We start from the raw sequence: 19,253 nt of genomic DNA, 5'->3' as shown, positions 1-19,253 counted from the left end.
GAATTAAAAATAAAAAAATGGAAAATAATAACAAACCAGAATTTCTTTTTGATAAAGTAAACTATAAAATTCTTTTAATTGGTTTAGCGGTGATTGCACTTGGATTTATTTTAATGAGTGGTGGAGGAAGTGATGATCCAAATGTTTATAATAAGGAGATGTTTAATTTTAGAAGAATCCGTTTGGCTCCAACTGTAGTTTTAATTGGATTTGGAATCACGATTTATTCTATTCTTAAAAAAAGTAAATAGTGAAAATAGAATAGTAATTAGCTTTTTTTTACTCTTCACTTTTTACTAATCATTAATTACTATAAAAAATGGATTATTTACAGGCAATACTTATTGCAATTGTTGAAGGATTAACAGAATATTTACCTGTTTCTTCAACAGCACATATGATATTTACTAGTTCTTTTTTTGGGATTCAAGAAGATGATTTTGTAAAATTATTCCAAGTCTCAATTCAATTTGGTGCTATTTTAGCAGTGGTTGTTTTATACTGGAAAAAATTTTTCGATTTTTCAAAGATTAACTTTTACATCAAATTGGCTTGCGCCGTAATTCCAGCATTGGTTTTAGGAAAAATATTTGATGATAAAATAGATGCAATTTTAGGTAATCCTATTCCAATAGCGATTGTGTTAATTATAGGTGGAATTGTATTATTGTTTATTGATGGGAGATTTAACAATCCTACAATTGTAAGTGAAGAAGATATTACGATAAAAAAAGCCATAACTATTGGTGTTTGGCAATGTTTAGCGATGATGCCTGGAACAAGTCGCTCTGCTGCTTCCATAATTGGTGGAATGCAACAAGGTTTGACTCGTGAAACAGCTGCTGAGTTTTCGTTTTTTTTAGCAGTTCCAACTATGTTAGCAGTTACTACATATTCTTTATTCATAAAAACATATGAAGTTTCTCAATTAAAAGGATATGAATTGTTGACTCAATCAAATGATAATTTAAAACTGTTTTTTATTGGTAATATTGTTGCATTTATTGTTGCTGTTATTGCTATAAAATTCTTCATAGGGATTATTAAAAAGTATGGTTTTAAGCCTTGGGGTTATTATAGAATTATAGCTGGAATTATATTATTGGCTTATTTTTCATTAAATAAATAAGACTTTGAAAGTAGCAACAGATTTTTTAGAAGGAAAAGTTATTCTAATAGACAAACCCTTGACTTGGTCGTCGTTTCAAGCGGTAAATAAATTAAAATACATTTTAAAACGTAAATACGATTTACCAAAAAAATTTAAAATTGGACATGCGGGAACTTTAGACCCATTAGCAACAGGATTATTGATTATTTGTACGGGTAAATTCACTAAAAAAATTACTGAAATTCAGGCGCAAACTAAAGAATATATAGGAACCATTGTTTTAGGAGCCACAACTCCATCCTATGATTTAGAAACGGAAGTGAATGCTACTTTTCCAACAGTTCATATTTCAGAAGCTTTGATTCTAGAAACTACAAAACAATTTCTTGGTGAAATCGATCAAAAACCACCCGTTTTTTCTGCTATCAAAAAAGACGGAAAACGTTTGTATGAGCATGCAAGAGCAGGTGAAGAGGTAGAAATTCAAGCTAGAAAAACTACTATTTACGAGTTTGAAATTACCCGAATACAGCTTCCAGAAGTCGATTTTAGAGTAAAATGCAGCAAAGGAACTTATATTCGCTCATTAGCATATGATTTTGGTTTAGCATTGCAATCTGGCGGATATTTATCAATGCTTCGTCGTACGAAAATTGGAGATTATGATGTTAAAAATGCAGTTTCTCCAACAGATTTTGAAAAAGAAATAAATGATGAAAAATAAAGTTTTAATACTAATTCTTTCATGTATTCAATTTGGTTTTGCTCAAAATGTGAAACTCAAAACAGGTGATATTTTATTTCAATCCATGAATTGTGGACCGCTTTGCGAAGCTATTAATGAAGTTACAGCAGGTTATCAAGGAAAAGATTTTAGCCATTTAGGAATGGTTTATATTAAAAATGACTCTATTTTCGTAATTGAAGCTTCTGGAAAAGAAGTAAAAATCACTCCTTATGATACTTTTAAAACCTATACTACAGACGAAATGTTTGTTGGAAGATTAAAACGAAAATTTAGAAAATATATTCCAGAAGCAGTTTCGTTTTCATTGCAACAAGTTGGTGTTCCATATGATGACGAATATTTGTATGATAATGGAAAATATTATTGTTCGGAATTGATTTATGATGCATTTCTGTATTCTTACCAAAAACCATTATTTGAATTGTTTCCAATGACTTTTAAATCTCCAAAAAGCAATAATTTTTTCGAAGTTTGGGTAGATTATTATAAAGATTTAAAAATGGAAATCCCAGAAGGACAACTTGGTTGTAACCCTGGTGGAATTTCCACTTCAAACAAACTAAAAATAATCGGAACTTTACGCTAATACACTTTCAAATAAAGCAATAATCTCGTTTTGTATTTCTCTTCCTTTATCAAGTAAATACCATTTTTGTAATGCTATTTTTGCGTTTTCATCAACTATTCCATAGGTTGCTTTATAGTCAAGGATTAATTGTTTAGCACCATGTGGTCTTGGTCCCCAATCCACAATAATTTCTAAAGTAGTTGCGTCTAAAACTATTAATTTAGGAATTGCTCTACCACCATTTGTTAAAAATTCTTGCATTAAGGTGTCATTATCATCTCGTAAAGCAATTTTTAATGTTATTTTTTCTGACGCTTCACTCATTTTATAGATAACAGGTAAAATTTGAGCAGCGTCACCACACCAACTTTCTGCTAATACTAACCAAATATAGTTTTTGTCTAAATTTTCTAACTTGGTTTTTACTTCATCAGCAATAGTAATAGTTTTTTCTAAACGATTCATTCTTGCTTCATTCAATTCAGAATAGTGTAATAAATCTTCAGATTGTTCATGTCCTGTTGATTTCCCTTGAGCAATTAAATCAGTGGCTAAATTTCTGTATTCGATATAAGAAAAACTATTTTGTAACGTTTGTTGGATTGTATTTATCATCTTATTAACTTTATTTGGCAAATTTAAGCCTAATTTTGGAAATTAAATGTAAGAAATGTTACACATGGATTTAGCTTCAAGATCAATAGGATTAGCACTTTCGGGAGGAGGTTCAAAAGGGATTGCTCATGCAGGTGTTTTAAAGTTTTTGTCAGAACAAGAAATAGTGCCTTCTTGCATTTCAGGTTCCAGTGCAGGTGCTATTGTTGGAACTATGTATGCTTTTGGTAAAAAACCAGAAGAAATTTTAGATTTTTTTAAGTCAATCTACTTTTTTCATTGGAAACATTTTACATTTAAAAAAGCGGGAATAGTTGATTCGGAATCATTTAAAAAATATTTTGATGAAGTGTTTGGTGCTACTACTTTAGGGGAATTGAATATTCCAACTTATGTTACCGCTACCGATATGGTAAAAGGAAAACTCAAGATCTTCAATTCCGACACTAAAATTGTTGATGCAGTGCTTGCTTCTACTGCAGTGCCAGGAATGATTTCTCCCTACATTATTAAAGAAAAACTATATAGTGATGGTGGTATTTTGAATCATTTCCCGGCTGATTTATTACAAGGAAAGTGCGATTCTATTATTGGTGTTTATGTGAGTCCAGTTCAAAATATGGAAGCAAAACAATTGAGTTCAATAAAATCAGTCACTTATAGAGCTTTAGAATTATTAACAGCTAATTCTAATCTTCAAAAATTCAATCATTGCGATTTAATTATTGAGCCAAAAGAATTAACCAGTTTTAGCACTTTTGAAACTAATAAAAACAAAATGGATTTGATATTTGAAATTGGATATAATGAAGCAAAAAAAGCATTTGAAAATTTGTCTTTATAATTGTTAAAACATTTTTTTTAGAAAAAAGCTATTTAACTATATTTGCACAACAAATCAATACAACAAAATGAAGTACAAAAGAATTCTTCTAAAATTAAGTGGTGAGGCTTTAATGGGTGAAAGACAATATGGTATCGACCCACAACGTCTGGCTGAATATGCTGCTGAGATAAAACAGATTCACGATAAAGGCGTTGAAATTGCTATCGTTATTGGAGGCGGAAACATTTTTAGAGGTGTAGCTGGCGCAAGCAATGGAATGGATAGAGTGCAAGGAGATTATATGGGAATGCTAGCAACAGTTATTAATGGAATGGCACTACAAGGCGCATTAGAAGAAGCTGGAATGCAAACGCGCTTACAAACAGCTTTAAAAATTGAAGCAATTGCAGAGCCATACATCAAAAGACGAGCTACTCGTCATTTAGAAAAAGGAAGAATCGTAATTTTTGGAGCAGGAACAGGCAATCCATATTTTACAACAGATACTGCGGCCGTTTTAAGAGGGATTGAAGTAGGTGCTGATGTAATTTTAAAGGGAACTCGTGTTGATGGTGTGTACACTTCCGATCCAGAAAAAAATGCAGACGCTGTTAAATTTGATTATATCTCATTTGAAGATGTGTTAGCAAAAGGATTAAATGTAATGGATACAACGGCTTTTACATTGAGTCAAGAAAATAAATTGCCAATTATTGTGTTTGATATGAATAAAGATGGCAATTTATTAAAAGTATGTGAGGGAGAAACTATCGGAACAACAGTAACAATATAAAGTACGAAGTACAAAATTAGAAGTACGAGGTAAAAATTTAAAGAGATGACAGAAGAAATTAACTTTATTTTAGACAGTGCAAAAGAAGCTATGGTAGGTTCTGTTGTGCATTTAGAGAAAGAATTTTTAAACATTAGAGCAGGAAAAGCTTCGCCTCAAATGTTGGGTGGTGTTTTTGTAGATTATTATGGTTCACAAACACCATTATCGCAAGTTGCAAACATTAATGCTCCTGATGCTCGTACCTTAACGGTTACGCCTTGGGAGAAAAACATGTTACATCCTATTGAAAAAGCAATTATGGTTGCTAATCTTGGATTAAACCCAATGAACAACGGAGATAATATTATCATCAATATTCCAGCATTAACAGAAGAAAGAAGACGCGATTTAGTAAAACAAGCAAAAGCAGAAGCGGAAGACGCAAAAATTGGAATTAGAAACCATAGAAAAGATGCTAATTCAGATATCAAAAAAGAAGAGAAAGATGGAACAGCAGAAGATATTTGTAAAAAAGCAGAAGAAGATGTGCAAAAACTAACCGATTCTTTTATCAAGAAAATAGATGAACTTTTAGCCGTTAAAGAAGCTGAAATCATGAAAGTATAAATTTAAGTCCCGATTAACACTCGGGATTTTTTATTTTAAATATCTTTGTGAAATACTTGAAAAAACTTACATGAAATATTTTTGGCTTTTTTTGTGTTTTATCTTGACTAATAGTTTGGTAGCACAAATCAAAATAAAAGGACAAATTATCGATTTTGACAATGCAGTGCCTATAGCATTTGCTTCTGTAACTTATAACAAAACTACTATAACGGCCGATTGGGAAGGTAAATTTTCAATAGAAATAAAAGACATTAAGCTTCCTATTAAAGTAAATTATAAAGGATATTATGAAAAAGTTGTTTATGCTTCAAACACTACTTCGCTACTTACTATTAAATTAATTACAGATTTAAACGATAAAAAAGCAGAAGTATATTCTGAAATAGAAGTAAACAATATTATAAAAAAGGTAATTGAAAACAAAAAAAGTAACGATCCCGTTAAGGCATTATCTAGTTTTCAATATAAAAATTATGAGTATTTACAAGTAACGGCTAATCCAGACAGCATTTCTAGTAAAATAGATACCATTTATAAGAAAAGGTTTCTTAGAAAGCCACTTATGAAATTAGATTCTACTAATTATAAATTTAAAAAAGTAGTAGAAAAACATCATTTATATCAAACTGAAAAAGTAAACTTAATTCAGTATTCAAATAAAAAAAGTAAAGAAACTATTCTAGCGACTAGAATGGCCGGTTTTGAACAGCCTTTGTATGAATATTTAGGTTTAAAATTGGTTTCATATTCGGTATATGAAAATCCGTTTGAAATATTAGAAATTCCGGTTCAAAATCCAATTTCTAATTATGGAAGAAGATTGTATTCCTATAAGCTTATTGATACCGTTTCTATTCAAGGTAGAAAAGCTTTTCGAATTTATTTTCAACCTAAAAAATTAAATGCAAATAGACTTAGGGGTTTGTTATACATCGATACTGAGACATACGCCATTTCAAAGGCATATTATCGTATTTATGGAGTAGTAAACATTAATGCAACCTATACATTTAATTATTTAAAAGAGCATAACATTTGGTTTCCAGAAAAACGCTCTTTCAAAGTATTGAAAGGAAATAACTATGAGGATTTGAATATTTTGGGAGGAACCATTAAGTTTACATCTTCTCTAGAGAATATTGAAAGTAAAAATGCCACCGATCAAGCCTATTTACATATAGAATCTACACCTTATGATATTGAAATCAATCAACCAGTTACTATAACAAAACCAAATGTAAAAATTGAAGTTCCACAAAGCAGTTTGAAAAAACCATCGGAATATTGGAATGCATTTACAAAAGATACACTTGATAAAAGAAAACTAAGAACATATACCTCAATCGATAGTTTGTCTTTGTCAGAAAAAATAGAGCATAAAGTTTTTTTAGGAAAAAAAATTATTAATGGCTATTTTCCAGTTTCAGTTATTGATGTTGATTTGAGAAGTATTGTTAAGTACAATAATTTTGAAGGTTTTAGGTTAGGTCTTGGAGGTGTAACAAACGATAAATTATCACAAAAGTATAAAGTAGCATTTTATGGAGCCTATGGTTTAAAGGATGAAGAAATTAAATTTGGAATCACACCTTCTTATTTAGCACATAAAAACTCAGAAACATGGGTAAGTGCTTCTTATTCTGATGATATTAGTGAAATTGCACAAACTAATTTTGCTACTGATTCGAGAAGGTTTAAAATTTATGACCCGCGACCAATTAATATTTCTACTTTTTATAACAATAAAGTGGGTTCTGTTTTTGTAGAAAGTAAAGTCTTGCCCAAGACCACAAGTTATTTCGCTGTTTCACAAAGTCAAGTAAAACCTTTGTTTGATTATACTTTTGTAAACAATGGCGTTTCGTATACTGATTACACTATTACCACGCTTCAATTGGGTTTTCAATGGAACCCATTTAGTAATTACATGCAAACACCAATGGGGAAAATTGAAATGGAAAAGCGTCATCCAAAATTTTCTATACAATACACACAAACATTACCCGACATTTTAGAAAATGATTTTGAATTTTCTAAAATAGATTTTAAAACCTATTATGAATTGCCTTATTTGTCAGGTCAAAAGAGCACTATTTTATTACAAACAGGAATTGCTTTTGGAGATGTTCCTATAACACATTTATACAGTATTGTGCCAAATAATTTAAATCGCGATGCTATTTTACAGCGAATTACTTTTGCTGGGAAAAATAGTTTTGAAACCATGTATTTTAATGAATTTTTCTCAAATAAATATGCGTCATTGCAATTGAAACATACGTTTAATAAAATTAGATTGGGCTACAAAATTAACCCAGAATTTACTGTTGTGACACGTATGGCTATTGGTTCTAATAACAAAAACAATCAGCACCTTGGAATTGCCTATAAAACAATGCAGGATGGTTTTTTTGAAAGTGGAGTTGAGTGTAATAAACTGTTCAAAGGTTTTGGTTTAGTTGCATTTTATAGATATGGTCCAAACCAATTGGCAAACTTTGAAGATAACATCGCAATAAAAGTTTCTTATTATTTGGATTTAGGCTTTTAAAATTAACTTAAATCTTACACTCTAAACCAATAAATTAAGCAAAAATACATACCTTTGCACCCTAATTTTTGAGAGATGTTAAAGTGGTTAAGCACCAGTTTTTGGGATTTTATCGCCAGTAAAATACTAAGAAATAAAATAGGATTATTAATTTTAGTTGCCCTTTTTACCCTTTTTATGGCTTCGCAATGGAAGTACATAAAGTTTACCAACACAGAAGCGAATCTATTACCAGCTTCTGAAAAAGCCAATATAGAATACAATTCGTTTTTAGAAAAATTTGGAGAAGAAGGAAATCTAATTGTTGTAGGAATACAAGATAGTCTTATTTTTTCGCCAAAAATATACGCTTCTTGGGAAAAATTAATGCTTCAGTTAAAACAAAACAAAGAAGTTGAGGTAATTATTTCTTTAAATGATTTAAAAAGATTACAAAAAAACGATAGCTTATCCACTTTTGAATTGGCTGCATTACTTGATTCTTCAAAAACAACTGATGCTACTTATTTAAAAGAAAGAAAGAAAGAATTACTTACTAAAATGCCTTTTTATGAAGGATTGTTGTACAATAAATCTGGAATTATTCGTTCTGCGATTTATTTGGATAAAAAAATTGTAAACACTCCTGAACGAAAGAACCTTGTTCTACATAAAATTATTCCAGCTATTGAAGCTTTTGAAAAAGAAACAAAAGTAGATTTACATGTTTCAGGAATGCCTTATATCCGTTCTTTAAATTCAGAATATATAATTAGTGAAATCAGCTTATTTATTGGTGCAGCACTTGGAATAACCTCATTGATTTTCTTTTTCTTTTTCCGCTCTTTCAGAACCACTTTAATTTCAATGTGTATTGTAATTGTAGGGGTAATGTGGTCTTTCGGATTTTTAGGGTTATTGCGTTATGAAATTACTGTTCTTACCGCTTTAGTACCAACTTTAATGATTGTTATTGGAATTCCAAATTGTATTTTTCTAACAAATAAATACCATCAAGAGTGCAGAATTCACGGTAATCAAGCCAAAGCTTTAGTGCGTGTAATTACAAAAGTTGGAACACCAACACTGATTACAAATCTTACAACTTCTTTTGGATTTGCAACATTTATTGTAACTAATAATGAGTTGCTAAAAGAATTTGGAGTAGTTACTTCCATTAATATTATAGCATTGTTTTTCTTGTGTCTTTTTGTAATTCCTGTTGCTTATAGCTATATGTCTATTCCTAAAGAACGTCATTTAGATCATTTAGAAAGAAGTTATGCGGTAAGTTTTTTAAATTGGATTCAAAAAACAATTAAAAGCAAGAGAACTATAGTTTACATAGTAGCAATTTCGTTATTAGCAACAGGTATTCTTGGGATTTTCAAAATGAGAATTTCTGGAAGTTTGATAGAAGATATGCCTAAAAAAGCTGCTTTTTATGATGATATTGTGTTTTTTGAAAAAGAATTTGATGGCGTAATGCCCATTGAAATTATGATTGATACCAAAAAGAAAAAAGGTGTCATGAAATTAACTACTTTGAAAAGAATGGATGAACTTCAGGAAATTATAGACTCTATTCCTGAATTGTCAAAACCTATATCTATTGTTAATTTAGTAAAATATTCTAAGCAAGCTTACTACAATAACAATCCTGAATATTATGAATTGCCAACTTCGCAAGAACAAGCTTTCATTTTGTCATTTGCAAAAAATTCGGTAAAAAACAGTAAGGATAACATAATGAAAAGTTATGTAGACGAAACAGGTCAATATACCCGAATTACCACATTTATAAAAGACGAAGGAATCAATAATTTAGACGCAATAGAATCTAAATTACAAGCAAAAATTGATGAAATTTTCCCAAAAGAAAGGTATGAAGTTTCAATAACTGGAAAAGCAGTAGTATTTCAAAAAGGGACAAAATATTTATTAGATAATTTACTTCAATCTTTATTGTTATCGGTTTTCATAACGGCTTTGTTGATTGCTTTTATGTTTCGTTCGATTAAAATGATAGTTGTTGCTTTAGTGCCCAATTTATTACCATTATTAATGACTGCAGGAATTATGGGTTATTTTAATATTCCATTGAAGCCATCCACTATTTTAGTATTTGGAATTGCATTTGGTCTTTCGGTAGATGATACTATTCGCTTTTTAGCAGAATATCGACAAGCATTAACAAGAAACAATTGGAAAATTAAAAAATCTGTTTTTGCTACCATTAACGAATCTGGGTTGAGTATGTTTTATACTTCAGTCGTTTTGTTTTCTGGTTTTTCGGTGTTTATGTTATCTAGTTTTGGTGGAACAATTGCTTTAGGAGGGTTGGTTTCCATAACATTATTGTTTGGAATGTTGTCTAATTTAGTACTCTTACCATCGCTGGTTTTAACATTGAATAAAACATTAGCTAATCAGCAAGAATTTGTAGAACCAACCATTAATATCTTAAGTGATGAAGAAGTTGGAGAAGTAGAAAAAATTGAATTTAACGAATTTGATGAAGAAGATTTTGAAGAAGAAAATTCAAACGAGAAATAGTATATTTGCATTATATAATACATAAAAGAAATGAAACATTCAAAAATCATAGACCTTTTAAACAGCACGAAAACATTACATGAAGTAACGGCAAAAGGTTGGGTTAGAACTTTTAGAAACAATCAGTTTATAGCTTTGAACGATGGTTCAACCATTCATAATATTCAGTGTGTTGTAGATTTTGAAAATACACCTGAAGAAATCTTAAAAAGAATTACTACTGGTGCGGCTATTTGTGTTACAGGAACCTTAGCAGAAAGTCGTGGAGCAGGCCAAAAAGTAGAAATTCAAGTAACTAAATTAGAAATTTTAGGTGATAGTGATGCGGAAAAATTCCCAATGCAACCTAAAAAACACTCGTTAGAATTTCTACGTGAAAACGCTCATTTACGTGTGCGTACCAATACTTTTGGAGCAGTTATGCGTGTGCGTTCAACACTAGCTTTTGCAGTGCACCAATATTTTCAAGAGAAAGGTTTTTTCTATGTAAATACACCTATTATTACAGGTTCTGATGCTGAAGGTGCTGGAGAAATGTTCCAAGTAACTTCATTACCAGTTGATGGTTCTGCTCCAAGAAACGATGACGGAAGCATCAACTATAAAGAAGATTTCTTTGGAAAACAAACAAATTTAACTGTTTCTGGTCAATTAGAAGGTGAAACTTTCGCTATGGCTTTAGGTCAAATTTATACATTCGGACCAACATTTCGTGCGGAGAATTCTAATACGTCTCGTCACTTAGCAGAGTTTTGGATGATTGAACCAGAAGTTGCTTTCAATGATTTAGCTGACAATATGGATTTGGCGGAAGATTTCATTAAATACGTTATCAAATATACAGTTGATAAATGTGGAGATGATTTGAAATTCTTAGAAAGTAGATTGTTAGAAGAAGAAAAAGCAAAACCACAAGCAGAGAGAAGCGAAATGTCTCTTTTAGAAAAACTAAACTTCGTATTAGACAACAACTTTAAACGTGTTTCTTATACTGAAGCTATTGATATTTTAAAAGATTCTACACCAAATAAAAAGAAAAAATTCCAATATATCATTAACGAATGGGGTGCTGATTTACAAAGTGAGCACGAACGTTTCTTAGTGGAAAAACACTTTAAATGTCCAGTAATTTTATTTGATTATCCAGCGAAAATCAAAGCATTTTACATGCGTTTGAACGACAATACTGAGCCAGGAAAAGAAACTGTTAGAGCAATGGATATCTTATTCCCTGGAATTGGAGAAATCGTTGGAGGTTCACAAAGAGAAGAGCGTTATGATGTTTTAGTAGAAAAAATGAAAGCCTTAGGAATCGACGAAGAAGAACTTTGGTGGTATTTAGATACGAGAAGATTCGGTTCGGCAGTTCACTCAGGTTTTGGATTAGGTTTTGAAAGATTAGTGCTTTTTGTAACCGGAATGACAAACATTAGAGACGTAATTCCTTTCCCAAGAACACCGCAAAACGCAGAATTTTAGAATCTTGTTAAATTGTTTAACTGTTGATTTGTTAAATCGTAAATTTGATAAACAACTCAACAGTTAAACGATTAATCAGTTAAACAAATAAAAATTAATGTTAAAACACAGTTTACAATTCAAATTATCTCAAAAATTATCGCCTCAACAAATTCAGTTGATGAAGTTAATTCAATTGCCTACACAAGCATTTGAGCAACGTCTTCAGGAAGAATTGGTTGAGAATCCAGCTTTGGAAGAAAGCAGTAAGGATGATAATTATGATTTAGATGATTATGAGGTAAATTCAAATGATGATTACGACGATTATGACAACGAACATATCGATGCGCAAGACATCAACATAGATGAGTATTTAAGTAACGACGAAACACCTGATTATAAATACCAAACCAATAACTACAGTGATGATGATGAAGATAAATCATCACCATTTGCTGCACCAGTGAGCTTTCATCAAGATTTAATTAATCAGTTAAATACTTTTATTTTAACGGATGATGAGCGCGATATTGCCGAATTCCTAGTTGGAAGTATAGACGATATGGGTTATATCAGACGAACTACACAAGACATTGTAGACGATATGGCCTTTACCCAAGGTATTTATACTGATGAAACAACTGTGGAGCGAATATTGCATCTGGTGCAAGAATTAGAACCCGTTGGAGTAGGAGCACGTGATTTGCAAGAATGTTTACTATTACAACTTAAACATAAAACACCATCAGATTCTATAACATTGGCTATTCATGTAATTGAGCAACAGTTTGATGCATTTAGTAAGAAACATTACGATAAGTTATTGCAAAAGTTTGATGTTTCACAACAACAATTAAGAAAAGCAATTGACGAAATCGAAAAATTAAATCCAAAGCCTGGAGGAAGTTTTGATGGCAATCAAAAAATGGTAGAACATATTGTTCCCGATTTTACGATTCGAATAGTGGATGGTGAATTAGAACTGTTGTTAAACGGAAGAAATGCTCCAGAATTGCACGTTTCTAAAGATTATCAAGAAATGCTGCAGAGTTATAAAGACACTTCTGATAAGTCGAGCGCACAAAAAGATGCCGTTCAATTTATCAAACAAAAATTAGATTCAGCCAAATGGTTTATTGATGCAATTAAACAGCGTCAGGAAACATTATATGTGACCATGAATGCAATTATGTTTTATCAGCAAGAATATTTTTTAGATGGAGAAGAAACTAAACTTCGTCCGATGATTCTAAAAGATATTGCCGATATGGTTGGATTAGATATTTCAACAGTTTCGCGTGTTGCCAACAGCAAATATGTGGATACGCCTTATGGTACGAAGCTAATTAAAGAATTTTTTAGTGAATCAATGACGAATGACCAAGGAGAAGAAGTTTCTACTATAGAAATTAAAAATATCTTACAGCAAGTAATTTCGGAAGAAGACAAAAGAAAACCTTTGCCAGACGATCAACTGGCTGAAATTTTAAAAGAAAGAGGTTATCCAATTGCTCGTAGAACCATTGCAAAGTATAGAGAACAATTGGATATTCCAGTAGCGCGATTGAGAAAGAAGATATAGACCATTATGGACTTAAAAAAGCTTTTACCGGTATTCTCTTATATTTTTCATCCTATATTTGTTTCAATATATGGTACTTTGTTTTTCTTTTTAATCACGAGTAACTTTTATTATGATTCTCAAATTTACATTACTTTACTACAAGTCACTATTTTAACTTTGTTATTGCCTTTGTCGATGTATTTTTTATTTCGATTACTTGGTGTTGTAAGTTCATTCACAGAAGCCAGTTTAACAGAACGACGCATGCCAATTGCGGTTCAAGCCATTTTGTTATTTGTGTTAATAAAGTATAGTGTTTCAAAAGAAATATTTACAGAACTCTATTTTTTCTTTTTAGGTGGATTATTTAGTGCTGTGTTGGTTTTAGCATCAGTTATGTTAAAATTCAAGGCCAGTTTACACATGATAGGTGTTAGTGCGTTAACAGCTTTTGTTTATGGATTGAGTGTATATTATCAACTACCTTTTGTGAATTTAATTGCCTTTTGCATTGTTTGTATGGGATTAGTAGCTTCTTCAAGATTATATATGAAAGCGCATACTCCAATTGAATTAATCGCAGGAATTGCTATCGGATTACTTCCACAAGTGTTACTTTTTAAGTATTGGTTATAAAATATAAAACTTCAAACCAATATTTAAGGCAGTAACATTATTTTCTACAGCTGTTTTGTTTTTGTCAAATATTGGGTTTAACCCATAATAAATATACGGATTCCAAGTATTGAATCCAAAAGAGACATAAACGCCATATTGAAATTTATTTAATACATCTTTAATGTTTTCACTTCCATTTCCAAGTGTTGTAGATTCATAATTAAATTTTCCACCTAGTAAATAACTTGCTTTGAAACCCGTGTGAATACGCCAAAACTTATGACTATCAGGGGAAGCATTACGCCATCTAATTTCTAAAGGCATTTCAAGATAATGTAAAATCATACGACTTCTTACAATACCAGTTTCTGGAGTAGGCGAATAAGGTGAAACCGTCTGAATTTCTATATTTTGTTTTAAATCGTTATAAGAGTAGCCTAATCCTGGCGCAATAGACCAATGACGGTTTTTTGTAATTGGAAAATCCCTAAAAACACCAGCAGTTAGTCCAGCCGAAAAAGAATATTGACTAAAATTATCGGGTTTATTTTGCAAAAAATTATAGGAAACAGAAAAGTAAATTTGATCTTCTCTAAACAATGAATCCGCCACTTTTACATCGGTTTGCGCAAAACCAATTGCAGTGTATAAAAAAAGTACGATGTAGTGAAATTTCTTCATGTCTTTACCTTAAAATGAAAATCAGCAGAGAGGAAGGGATTCGAACCCTCGATACAGTTACCCATATACAAACTTTCCAGGCTTGCTCCTTCAACCACTCGGACACCTCTCTAAAATCTATGTAAAATAATGCAAAAAAATAATGGAATAAAAATTTTAGCTCATTTATTACTGCATTTCTCCTCGAATAGAGGTTTCAAAGATTGTTTTGAAAACAGAATTGGCTACATTTTGACCAAGTAAATACATCAGTTTCGTAATTGCGGCTTCAGTGGTAATGTCTTTTCCAGAGATAACGCCAATGGTCTTCAATTGCGTGCTAGTTTCATAATTTCCCATGGCTACACTTCCACCACTGCACTGTGTTACGTTAATGATGTGGATATTGTTTTTGATGGCTTGTGCTAAAGCATCAACAAACCATTTTTCAGTAGGTGCATTGCCTGAGCCATAAGTTTCTAAAACAATTCCTTTCAAATTTGGAATGGTAAAAAAGGAAGTCAATACTTTTTCATTCATACCTGGGAAAAGTTTCAAAATAGCTACATTATCATCAAAAACGGTGTGTACTTTAAGTTTTTTATTTGATTTGTTGGTTAAAATCAAATCAGAGTTTACTCTTAAATGTACACCTGATTCGGCTAATTCAGGAAAATTTGGAGAAGTGAATGCATTAAAATGTTCAGCACTTATTTTAGTTGTTCTATTTCCACGGTATAATTTGTACTCAAAATACAAACACACTTCTTGAATTACAGGTTTTTTATTGTTTTGCAATGAGGCTACTTGAATAGCAGTGATTAAATTTTCTTTAGCGTCAGTTCGTAAATCACCTATTGGCAATTGTGAACCTGTAAAAATAACAGGTTTAGCTAAATTTTCTAACATAAAACTCAATGCGGAAGCACTATAAGACATGGTGTCAGAACCATGAAGCACTACAAAGCCATCAAAATTTGGATAATTTTCTTCAATAATTTTAGCTATTTTTTGCCAACTCAAAATATCCATATTAGAAGAATCAATAGGAGTTTCAAAGGAGATGGTTTCTATTAAACAGTCTAAAAGTTGTAATTCTGGAATTCGATTCAGTAATTCTTTAAAATCAAATGCTTTTAAGGCACCAGTTTCAAAATCCTTCACCATACCAATGGTTCCACCGGTATAAATTAGCAATATTTTTGCTTTATGCGATGTCATGGGTGTATTTTAGTTTGTTCACCACAGGATTGGCATACATAGCTAAAAATCCTTCTTTCATAGTTTCATTTTCAGCATCAATGCGCATTTCTAATCTTCGTTCAAATAATTGACGCTCTTTTTCATCATATAAATGCGTAAATTTTGAGGTTTTGTACAAGATATCGTAAGCAATAAAATTGGTTGGCCACAGCTTGTACGATTGTAAAATAGAATCGTCTATTACTTGTGCTAATGCTTGAATTTGCTTGTTGTTATTGTCGGTTTCGGCTTTAATTTTTTCATATTCGTTTTCTAAAACATCACCGACATGTATGTGTATACGTTTCTTTTGACCAATAATGCCACTTAAAAGCGTTATGAAATCTTCGTTTTTTTCTTTGATATATACTTCGTCTTTTGAAAGTGCTAATAGTTGTGGCATTTTCAAAGCATCTGTTGGGTCATATTCATAGGAAATAGAAACAGGAACAATTTTTAATTTCTTAAAGAAATCCATTACTTTTTCCTCGTCATTTGCCATTGCTAGCATCTTTAATACACCTTGATGGGTAGCATCATTTCCGTCTTTTGTTCTTCCTTCTCGTTGAGCAATCCAAACCGAACGATTTTCTTTTGACAATAAATGATACATGTATTCTGACATCAGCTTAGAACTTTGTAATAATTCTCTTGGTGATAATCCCCTTTGAACTAAAAAGTTACGATTTAGTTTTGACAATTTTAAAAGAAAATCTTTTTGTACTAAATTATCTCCAATGGCCGAGGCTGTCATGACTAATCCATGATCAAACAGCGATACATTTAATAGAGAAGTATCTAAAATGATATCACGGTGATTTGAAATGAATAAATAGGAAGTGTTAGGTTCCAATTTTTCAAAACCAGAAGTAGATAAACCTTCTGAACTTCTTTCTAAAACGCGTTGAATAGATTGGTACACAAAATTAATCTGGAAATCACGAATAGAATGAGTTCTACTCAATTGTTCTTTCCAAACAGATTCTTCCATTTCTGGAAAGGTAAAATCCATCATAGCCTTCATCATAGGATGATTTAACGAAGATTTTAAAGCTTCGTTTACTTCTGAATCATAATACGGACGAATAGAATCGAATTTTGTCATGTTAATTTTGAAAACAATGCACAAATGAACAAAAATTTTATGACTTGTCCTTTAATTTTGAATTAAATTCCGAAAATTTGTTGTGAATTTTCTGTCGTAATTTTTGCAATTTCGGATATCGGTAATTGATAAATTTCAGCCAATTTTTGTGCAACTAGCAATGTATAACTACTCTCGTTGCGCTTTCCACGATAAGGAACGGGTGCTAAATATGGCGAATCGGTTTCTAAAACAATGTGTTTTAAATCAATTTCATTCAAAAATTGATCAATTTTTCCGTTTTTGAAAGTGGCTACTCCACCAATTCCTAATTTCATTCCTAGAGAAATTGCTCTTTGGGCTTGATTCAAATCGCCTGTAAAACAATGAAAAATCCCGAATAAATCTGTTGATTTTTCACTTTCTAGGACTTCAAAAACTTCATCAAAAGCATCTCGGCAGTGAATATTAATCCCTAATTTATACTTTTTCGCTAATTGAATTTGGTGTTTGAAAGCGTGTTGTTGTTCTTTTAAGAAAGTTTTGTCCCAGTATAAGTCGATTCCAATTTCGCCCACAGCGTAAAATTTTCTTGAAGCCAACTCTCGTTCCACGTGTGCCAACTCATCTAAATAGTTTTCTTTCACATACGTAGGATGCAAGCCAATCATTAGAAATACATTTTCGGGATATTGTTTTTCTAATTTATACATTTTTTGGGTATAATTTGAATCAATTGAAGGGACAAACATTCGTGAAATTCCTGCATTGATGGCTCTTTGCATCATTTCATTCCTGTCTTGATCAAATTCTTCTGAATATAAATGGGTGTGCGTGTCGGTAAGTATCATTTGTTGGTTGGATTACAAAGTACAAAGTTAGAATAAAAGTATTAAGATTAAAGAATTAAGAATTAAGACTGAAATTTTTATATTTTTGAATTATGGAAGATTTGCAATATTTTTTAAAAGAGAAAGAATATAAAAAAGTAAAATTTAAGGTTTTAAAAACCCAACATTTATTAATTACTGCAAAGGTAAATTGCATTAAGGGTAATTTTATTTTAGATACAGGTGCCAGTAATAGTTGTGTAGGGTTTGAATCTGTTGAACGCTTTTTTTTAAATGCACAATTTTCTGAAACTAAAGCAGCTGGGGCAGGAGCTGTTGGTATGGAAACTCAATTAGCTAAAAATAATCATATTCAATTAGGAAGCTGGAAGAGTGACAATTTCCATTTAATTGTTTTTGATATGAGTCATGTAAATGAAGCTTTAATACAATATAAAACTAAACCGGTTGATGGTATTATTGGTGCTGATGTTTTGCTAAAAGGAAAAGCAATTATTGATTATAGTAATCATTGTTTGTATATGAAGTGAATTAACCATAAAGAAAATCTAAAATTCCAAACTCTTTTGGAATTTTAGATTTTAAAGTTCAATTTTTAAGTAAAATTCACAATAGTTAATCATCACTTATAACTACGTTGAAGTCTATTTCTTTATATGTCAAGGAATCTCTGATGCTAATTCTAGCTAAATTAGTGGCATCACTTCTAGAAAAAAGAAAAGTTTTAATGCAATCATTTTTAATTCCTTCAGGATATTTATTATACTCTGTAAATAGCGAATCAATGTCTTCAATACTATTTTTTGAATCTTCACAATAAATCATCATATTAAAAAGATCAATATAATTTTCAAAGGTCTTTTTCAATGTATTTTCAAACCTTTCTTGATTTAATTTGTTTTCCTTTACAATTCTTGCAACTTCTTTTTTATACTCAAAAAGGTTTTTACCTTTTATATTTTTTAAAGCTTCAATGTCGACAACAATAATTTTAGTCTCATTTTTTGAGTAGATAGTTTTATTCACTTTTTCTAAGAGACTGTCAATTTTTATTGTTGTTTCTGCTTCTTCTGAAACACTAAAAAAGCGTGCTTTACCATTGAGTGACATTATTTTTTTAGATTTTTTACTTTTTGTAAAAGTTATCCAAAATTCACTGTTTGCTTGAGTTAAAAAATATTCAGGTTTAATTTTATGATGTGTTTCATCAGTTGCATAAGCGTCAATAAGTTCACATCTGTTTGTGTTATTCGGGAAATTATCAATCCTTAACTTTATCGTATGATTAATAACGTCACTTGTGTCTATATCGGTTCTATCGTATACAACTTTTACCTCTTGACTTTGTACATTATAAGTAGATAATAAAATTAAAATGATTAACTTTATTAGAATACTTTTCATATTTAAATAC

The 19,253-nt window shown here is 30.9% G+C and carries 19 protein-coding genes and 1 tRNA gene; 13 read left to right on the top strand and 7 right to left on the bottom strand.

From position 1 onward, the window contains the following. Nucleotides 1-17: 17 nt before the first annotated feature. The 4 genes from VK164_RS09785 to VK164_RS09770 all read left to right on the top strand — a co-directional run bounded on the left by VK164_RS09785 (nucleotide 18) and on the right by VK164_RS09770 (nucleotide 2,445). Nucleotides 18-251 (top strand): DUF3098 domain-containing protein, encoded by a 234-nt coding sequence (locus tag VK164_RS09785; protein WP_324209161.1) that lies wholly within the window; start codon nucleotides 18-20, stop codon nucleotides 249-251. A gap of 68 nt (nucleotides 252-319) precedes the next feature. Further along, complete coding sequence (locus tag VK164_RS09780) at nucleotides 320-1,129, top strand: undecaprenyl-diphosphate phosphatase (protein WP_324209160.1); 810 nt, start codon at nucleotides 320-322, stop codon at nucleotides 1,127-1,129. A 4-nt stretch (nucleotides 1,130-1,133) separates the two neighbouring features. Further along, nucleotides 1,134-1,835, top strand: a complete 702-nt coding sequence (gene truB, locus VK164_RS09775) for a tRNA pseudouridine(55) synthase TruB (protein ID WP_324209159.1) — start codon at nucleotides 1,134-1,136, stop codon at nucleotides 1,833-1,835. Further along, nucleotides 1,822-2,445: a YiiX/YebB-like N1pC/P60 family cysteine hydrolase gene (locus VK164_RS09770; RefSeq protein WP_324209158.1), complete on the top strand. Its 624-nt coding sequence runs from the start codon at nucleotides 1,822-1,824 to the stop codon at nucleotides 2,443-2,445. Before truB ends, VK164_RS09770 begins: the two co-directional genes overlap by 14 nt. On the opposite strand, the gene VK164_RS09765 is transcribed toward VK164_RS09770, so the two are convergent. Continuing rightward, nucleotides 2,437-3,042 (bottom strand): thioredoxin family protein, encoded by a 606-nt coding sequence (locus VK164_RS09765; protein WP_324209157.1) that lies wholly within the window; start codon nucleotides 3,040-3,042, stop codon nucleotides 2,437-2,439. The two genes, VK164_RS09770 and VK164_RS09765, sit on opposite strands and share 9 nt — an antisense overlap. Nucleotides 3,043-3,106: 64 nt before the next feature. On the opposite strand from VK164_RS09765, the gene VK164_RS09760 reads away from it, so the two are divergent. The 8 genes from VK164_RS09760 to VK164_RS09725 all read left to right on the top strand — a co-directional run bounded on the left by VK164_RS09760 (nucleotide 3,107) and on the right by VK164_RS09725 (nucleotide 14,020). Continuing rightward, on the top strand, nucleotides 3,107-3,886 hold the full coding sequence (locus tag VK164_RS09760; protein ID WP_324209490.1) for a patatin-like phospholipase family protein: 780 nt from the start codon (nucleotides 3,107-3,109) through the stop codon (nucleotides 3,884-3,886). Nucleotides 3,887-3,953: 67 nt separating this feature from the next. After that, nucleotides 3,954-4,661, top strand: a complete 708-nt coding sequence (pyrH, locus tag VK164_RS09755) for a UMP kinase (RefSeq protein ID WP_166235114.1) — start codon at nucleotides 3,954-3,956, stop codon at nucleotides 4,659-4,661. 45 nt (nucleotides 4,662-4,706) lie between these two features. Then, nucleotides 4,707-5,270: a ribosome recycling factor gene (gene frr / locus VK164_RS09750; RefSeq protein ID WP_324209156.1), complete on the top strand. Its 564-nt coding sequence runs from the start codon at nucleotides 4,707-4,709 to the stop codon at nucleotides 5,268-5,270. A 70-nt stretch (nucleotides 5,271-5,340) separates the two neighbouring features. After that, a complete protein-coding gene (locus tag VK164_RS09745; protein ID WP_324209155.1) occupies nucleotides 5,341-7,824 on the top strand; it encodes a DUF5686 family protein in 2,484 nt (827 codons plus the stop codon). Between the two features lie 75 nt (nucleotides 7,825-7,899). Next, the gene (locus tag VK164_RS09740) at nucleotides 7,900-10,359 is read left to right on the top strand and encodes an efflux RND transporter permease subunit (RefSeq protein WP_324209154.1); all 2,460 of its coding nucleotides are present in this window, start codon (nucleotides 7,900-7,902) and stop codon (nucleotides 10,357-10,359) included. 30 nt (nucleotides 10,360-10,389) lie between these two features. Further along, complete coding sequence (gene asnS / locus VK164_RS09735) at nucleotides 10,390-11,838, top strand: asparagine--tRNA ligase (RefSeq protein WP_324209153.1); 1,449 nt, start codon at nucleotides 10,390-10,392, stop codon at nucleotides 11,836-11,838. A 97-nt stretch (nucleotides 11,839-11,935) separates the two neighbouring features. Beyond that, nucleotides 11,936-13,402, top strand: coding sequence for an RNA polymerase factor sigma-54 (gene rpoN / locus VK164_RS09730; RefSeq protein WP_324209152.1), 1,467 nt, complete (start codon nucleotides 11,936-11,938; stop codon nucleotides 13,400-13,402). Between the two features lie 6 nt (nucleotides 13,403-13,408). Beyond that, a complete protein-coding gene (locus VK164_RS09725; protein WP_324209151.1) occupies nucleotides 13,409-14,020 on the top strand; it encodes a hypothetical protein in 612 nt (203 codons plus the stop codon). Here VK164_RS09725 and VK164_RS09720 read toward each other — a convergent pair. The 5 genes from VK164_RS09720 to VK164_RS09700 form a co-directional block, all read right to left on the bottom strand. Beyond that, nucleotides 14,015-14,683, bottom strand: a complete 669-nt coding sequence (locus VK164_RS09720) for a porin family protein (protein ID WP_324209150.1) — start codon at nucleotides 14,681-14,683, stop codon at nucleotides 14,015-14,017. The two genes, VK164_RS09725 and VK164_RS09720, sit on opposite strands and share 6 nt — an antisense overlap. A gap of 25 nt (nucleotides 14,684-14,708) precedes the next feature. After that, nucleotides 14,709-14,795: transfer RNA gene (locus VK164_RS09715), tRNA-Ser, on the bottom strand. 56 nt (nucleotides 14,796-14,851) lie between these two features. Further along, nucleotides 14,852-15,883, bottom strand: a complete 1,032-nt coding sequence (locus VK164_RS09710; RefSeq protein ID WP_324209149.1) for an asparaginase — start codon at nucleotides 15,881-15,883, stop codon at nucleotides 14,852-14,854. Further along, a complete protein-coding gene (locus VK164_RS09705; RefSeq protein WP_324209148.1) occupies nucleotides 15,870-17,009 on the bottom strand; it encodes a 1-acyl-sn-glycerol-3-phosphate acyltransferase in 1,140 nt (379 codons plus the stop codon). The genes VK164_RS09710 and VK164_RS09705 overlap by 14 nt, the downstream gene beginning before the upstream one ends. 62 nt (nucleotides 17,010-17,071) lie before the next feature. Further along, nucleotides 17,072-17,839, bottom strand: coding sequence for a TatD family hydrolase (locus VK164_RS09700; protein WP_324209147.1), 768 nt, complete (start codon nucleotides 17,837-17,839; stop codon nucleotides 17,072-17,074). 92 nt (nucleotides 17,840-17,931) lie between these two features. Here VK164_RS09700 and VK164_RS09695 point away from each other — a divergent pair, with 92 nt between their 5' ends. Further along, nucleotides 17,932-18,369 (top strand): retropepsin-like aspartic protease, encoded by a 438-nt coding sequence (locus tag VK164_RS09695; protein WP_324209146.1) that lies wholly within the window; start codon nucleotides 17,932-17,934, stop codon nucleotides 18,367-18,369. An 85-nt stretch (nucleotides 18,370-18,454) separates the two neighbouring features. Here the strand turns inward: VK164_RS09695 and VK164_RS09690 are convergent, their stop codons facing one another. Then, complete coding sequence (locus tag VK164_RS09690) at nucleotides 18,455-19,243, bottom strand: hypothetical protein (RefSeq protein ID WP_324209145.1); 789 nt, start codon at nucleotides 19,241-19,243, stop codon at nucleotides 18,455-18,457. Nucleotides 19,244-19,253 lie beyond the last annotated feature (10 nt).

Source organism: Flavobacterium sp. (genome assembly GCF_035299005.1).
GTDB lineage: Bacteria > Bacteroidota > Bacteroidia > Flavobacteriales > Flavobacteriaceae > Flavobacterium.
The sequence above is the reverse complement of the archived record's forward strand: the minus strand, read 5'-3'. Positions and strand labels throughout refer to the sequence as shown.

Excerpts from the sequence above, each read along its gene's own strand:
- VK164_RS09745 (WP_324209155.1), top strand. The coding sequence starts at position 5,341 with ATGAAATATTTTTGGCTTTTTTTGTGTTTTATCTTGACTAATAGTTTG.
- VK164_RS09700 (WP_324209147.1), bottom strand. The coding sequence starts at position 17,839 with ATGATACTTACCGACACGCACACCCATTTATATTCAGAAGAATTTGAT.
- frr (WP_324209156.1), top strand. The coding sequence starts at position 4,707 with ATGACAGAAGAAATTAACTTTATTTTAGACAGTGCAAAAGAAGCTATG.
- VK164_RS09760 (WP_324209490.1), top strand. The coding sequence starts at position 3,107 with ATGGATTTAGCTTCAAGATCAATAGGATTAGCACTTTCGGGAGGAGGT.
- VK164_RS09770 (WP_324209158.1), top strand. The coding sequence starts at position 1,822 with ATGATGAAAAATAAAGTTTTAATACTAATTCTTTCATGTATTCAATTT.
- VK164_RS09705 (WP_324209148.1), bottom strand. The coding sequence starts at position 17,009 with ATGACAAAATTCGATTCTATTCGTCCGTATTATGATTCAGAAGTAAAC.
- pyrH (WP_166235114.1), top strand. The coding sequence starts at position 3,954 with ATGAAGTACAAAAGAATTCTTCTAAAATTAAGTGGTGAGGCTTTAATG.
- asnS (WP_324209153.1), top strand. The coding sequence starts at position 10,390 with ATGAAACATTCAAAAATCATAGACCTTTTAAACAGCACGAAAACATTA.
- VK164_RS09725 (WP_324209151.1), top strand. The coding sequence starts at position 13,409 with ATGGACTTAAAAAAGCTTTTACCGGTATTCTCTTATATTTTTCATCCT.
- VK164_RS09695 (WP_324209146.1), top strand. The coding sequence starts at position 17,932 with ATGGAAGATTTGCAATATTTTTTAAAAGAGAAAGAATATAAAAAAGTA.
- VK164_RS09720 (WP_324209150.1), bottom strand. The coding sequence starts at position 14,683 with ATGAAGAAATTTCACTACATCGTACTTTTTTTATACACTGCAATTGGT.
- VK164_RS09710 (WP_324209149.1), bottom strand. The coding sequence starts at position 15,883 with ATGACATCGCATAAAGCAAAAATATTGCTAATTTATACCGGTGGAACC.
- VK164_RS09765 (WP_324209157.1), bottom strand. The coding sequence starts at position 3,042 with ATGATAAATACAATCCAACAAACGTTACAAAATAGTTTTTCTTATATC.
- VK164_RS09785 (WP_324209161.1), top strand. The coding sequence starts at position 18 with ATGGAAAATAATAACAAACCAGAATTTCTTTTTGATAAAGTAAACTAT.
- rpoN (WP_324209152.1), top strand. The coding sequence starts at position 11,936 with ATGTTAAAACACAGTTTACAATTCAAATTATCTCAAAAATTATCGCCT.
- VK164_RS09780 (WP_324209160.1), top strand. The coding sequence starts at position 320 with ATGGATTATTTACAGGCAATACTTATTGCAATTGTTGAAGGATTAACA.
- VK164_RS09690 (WP_324209145.1), bottom strand. The coding sequence starts at position 19,243 with ATGAAAAGTATTCTAATAAAGTTAATCATTTTAATTTTATTATCTACT.
- VK164_RS09740 (WP_324209154.1), top strand. The coding sequence starts at position 7,900 with ATGTTAAAGTGGTTAAGCACCAGTTTTTGGGATTTTATCGCCAGTAAA.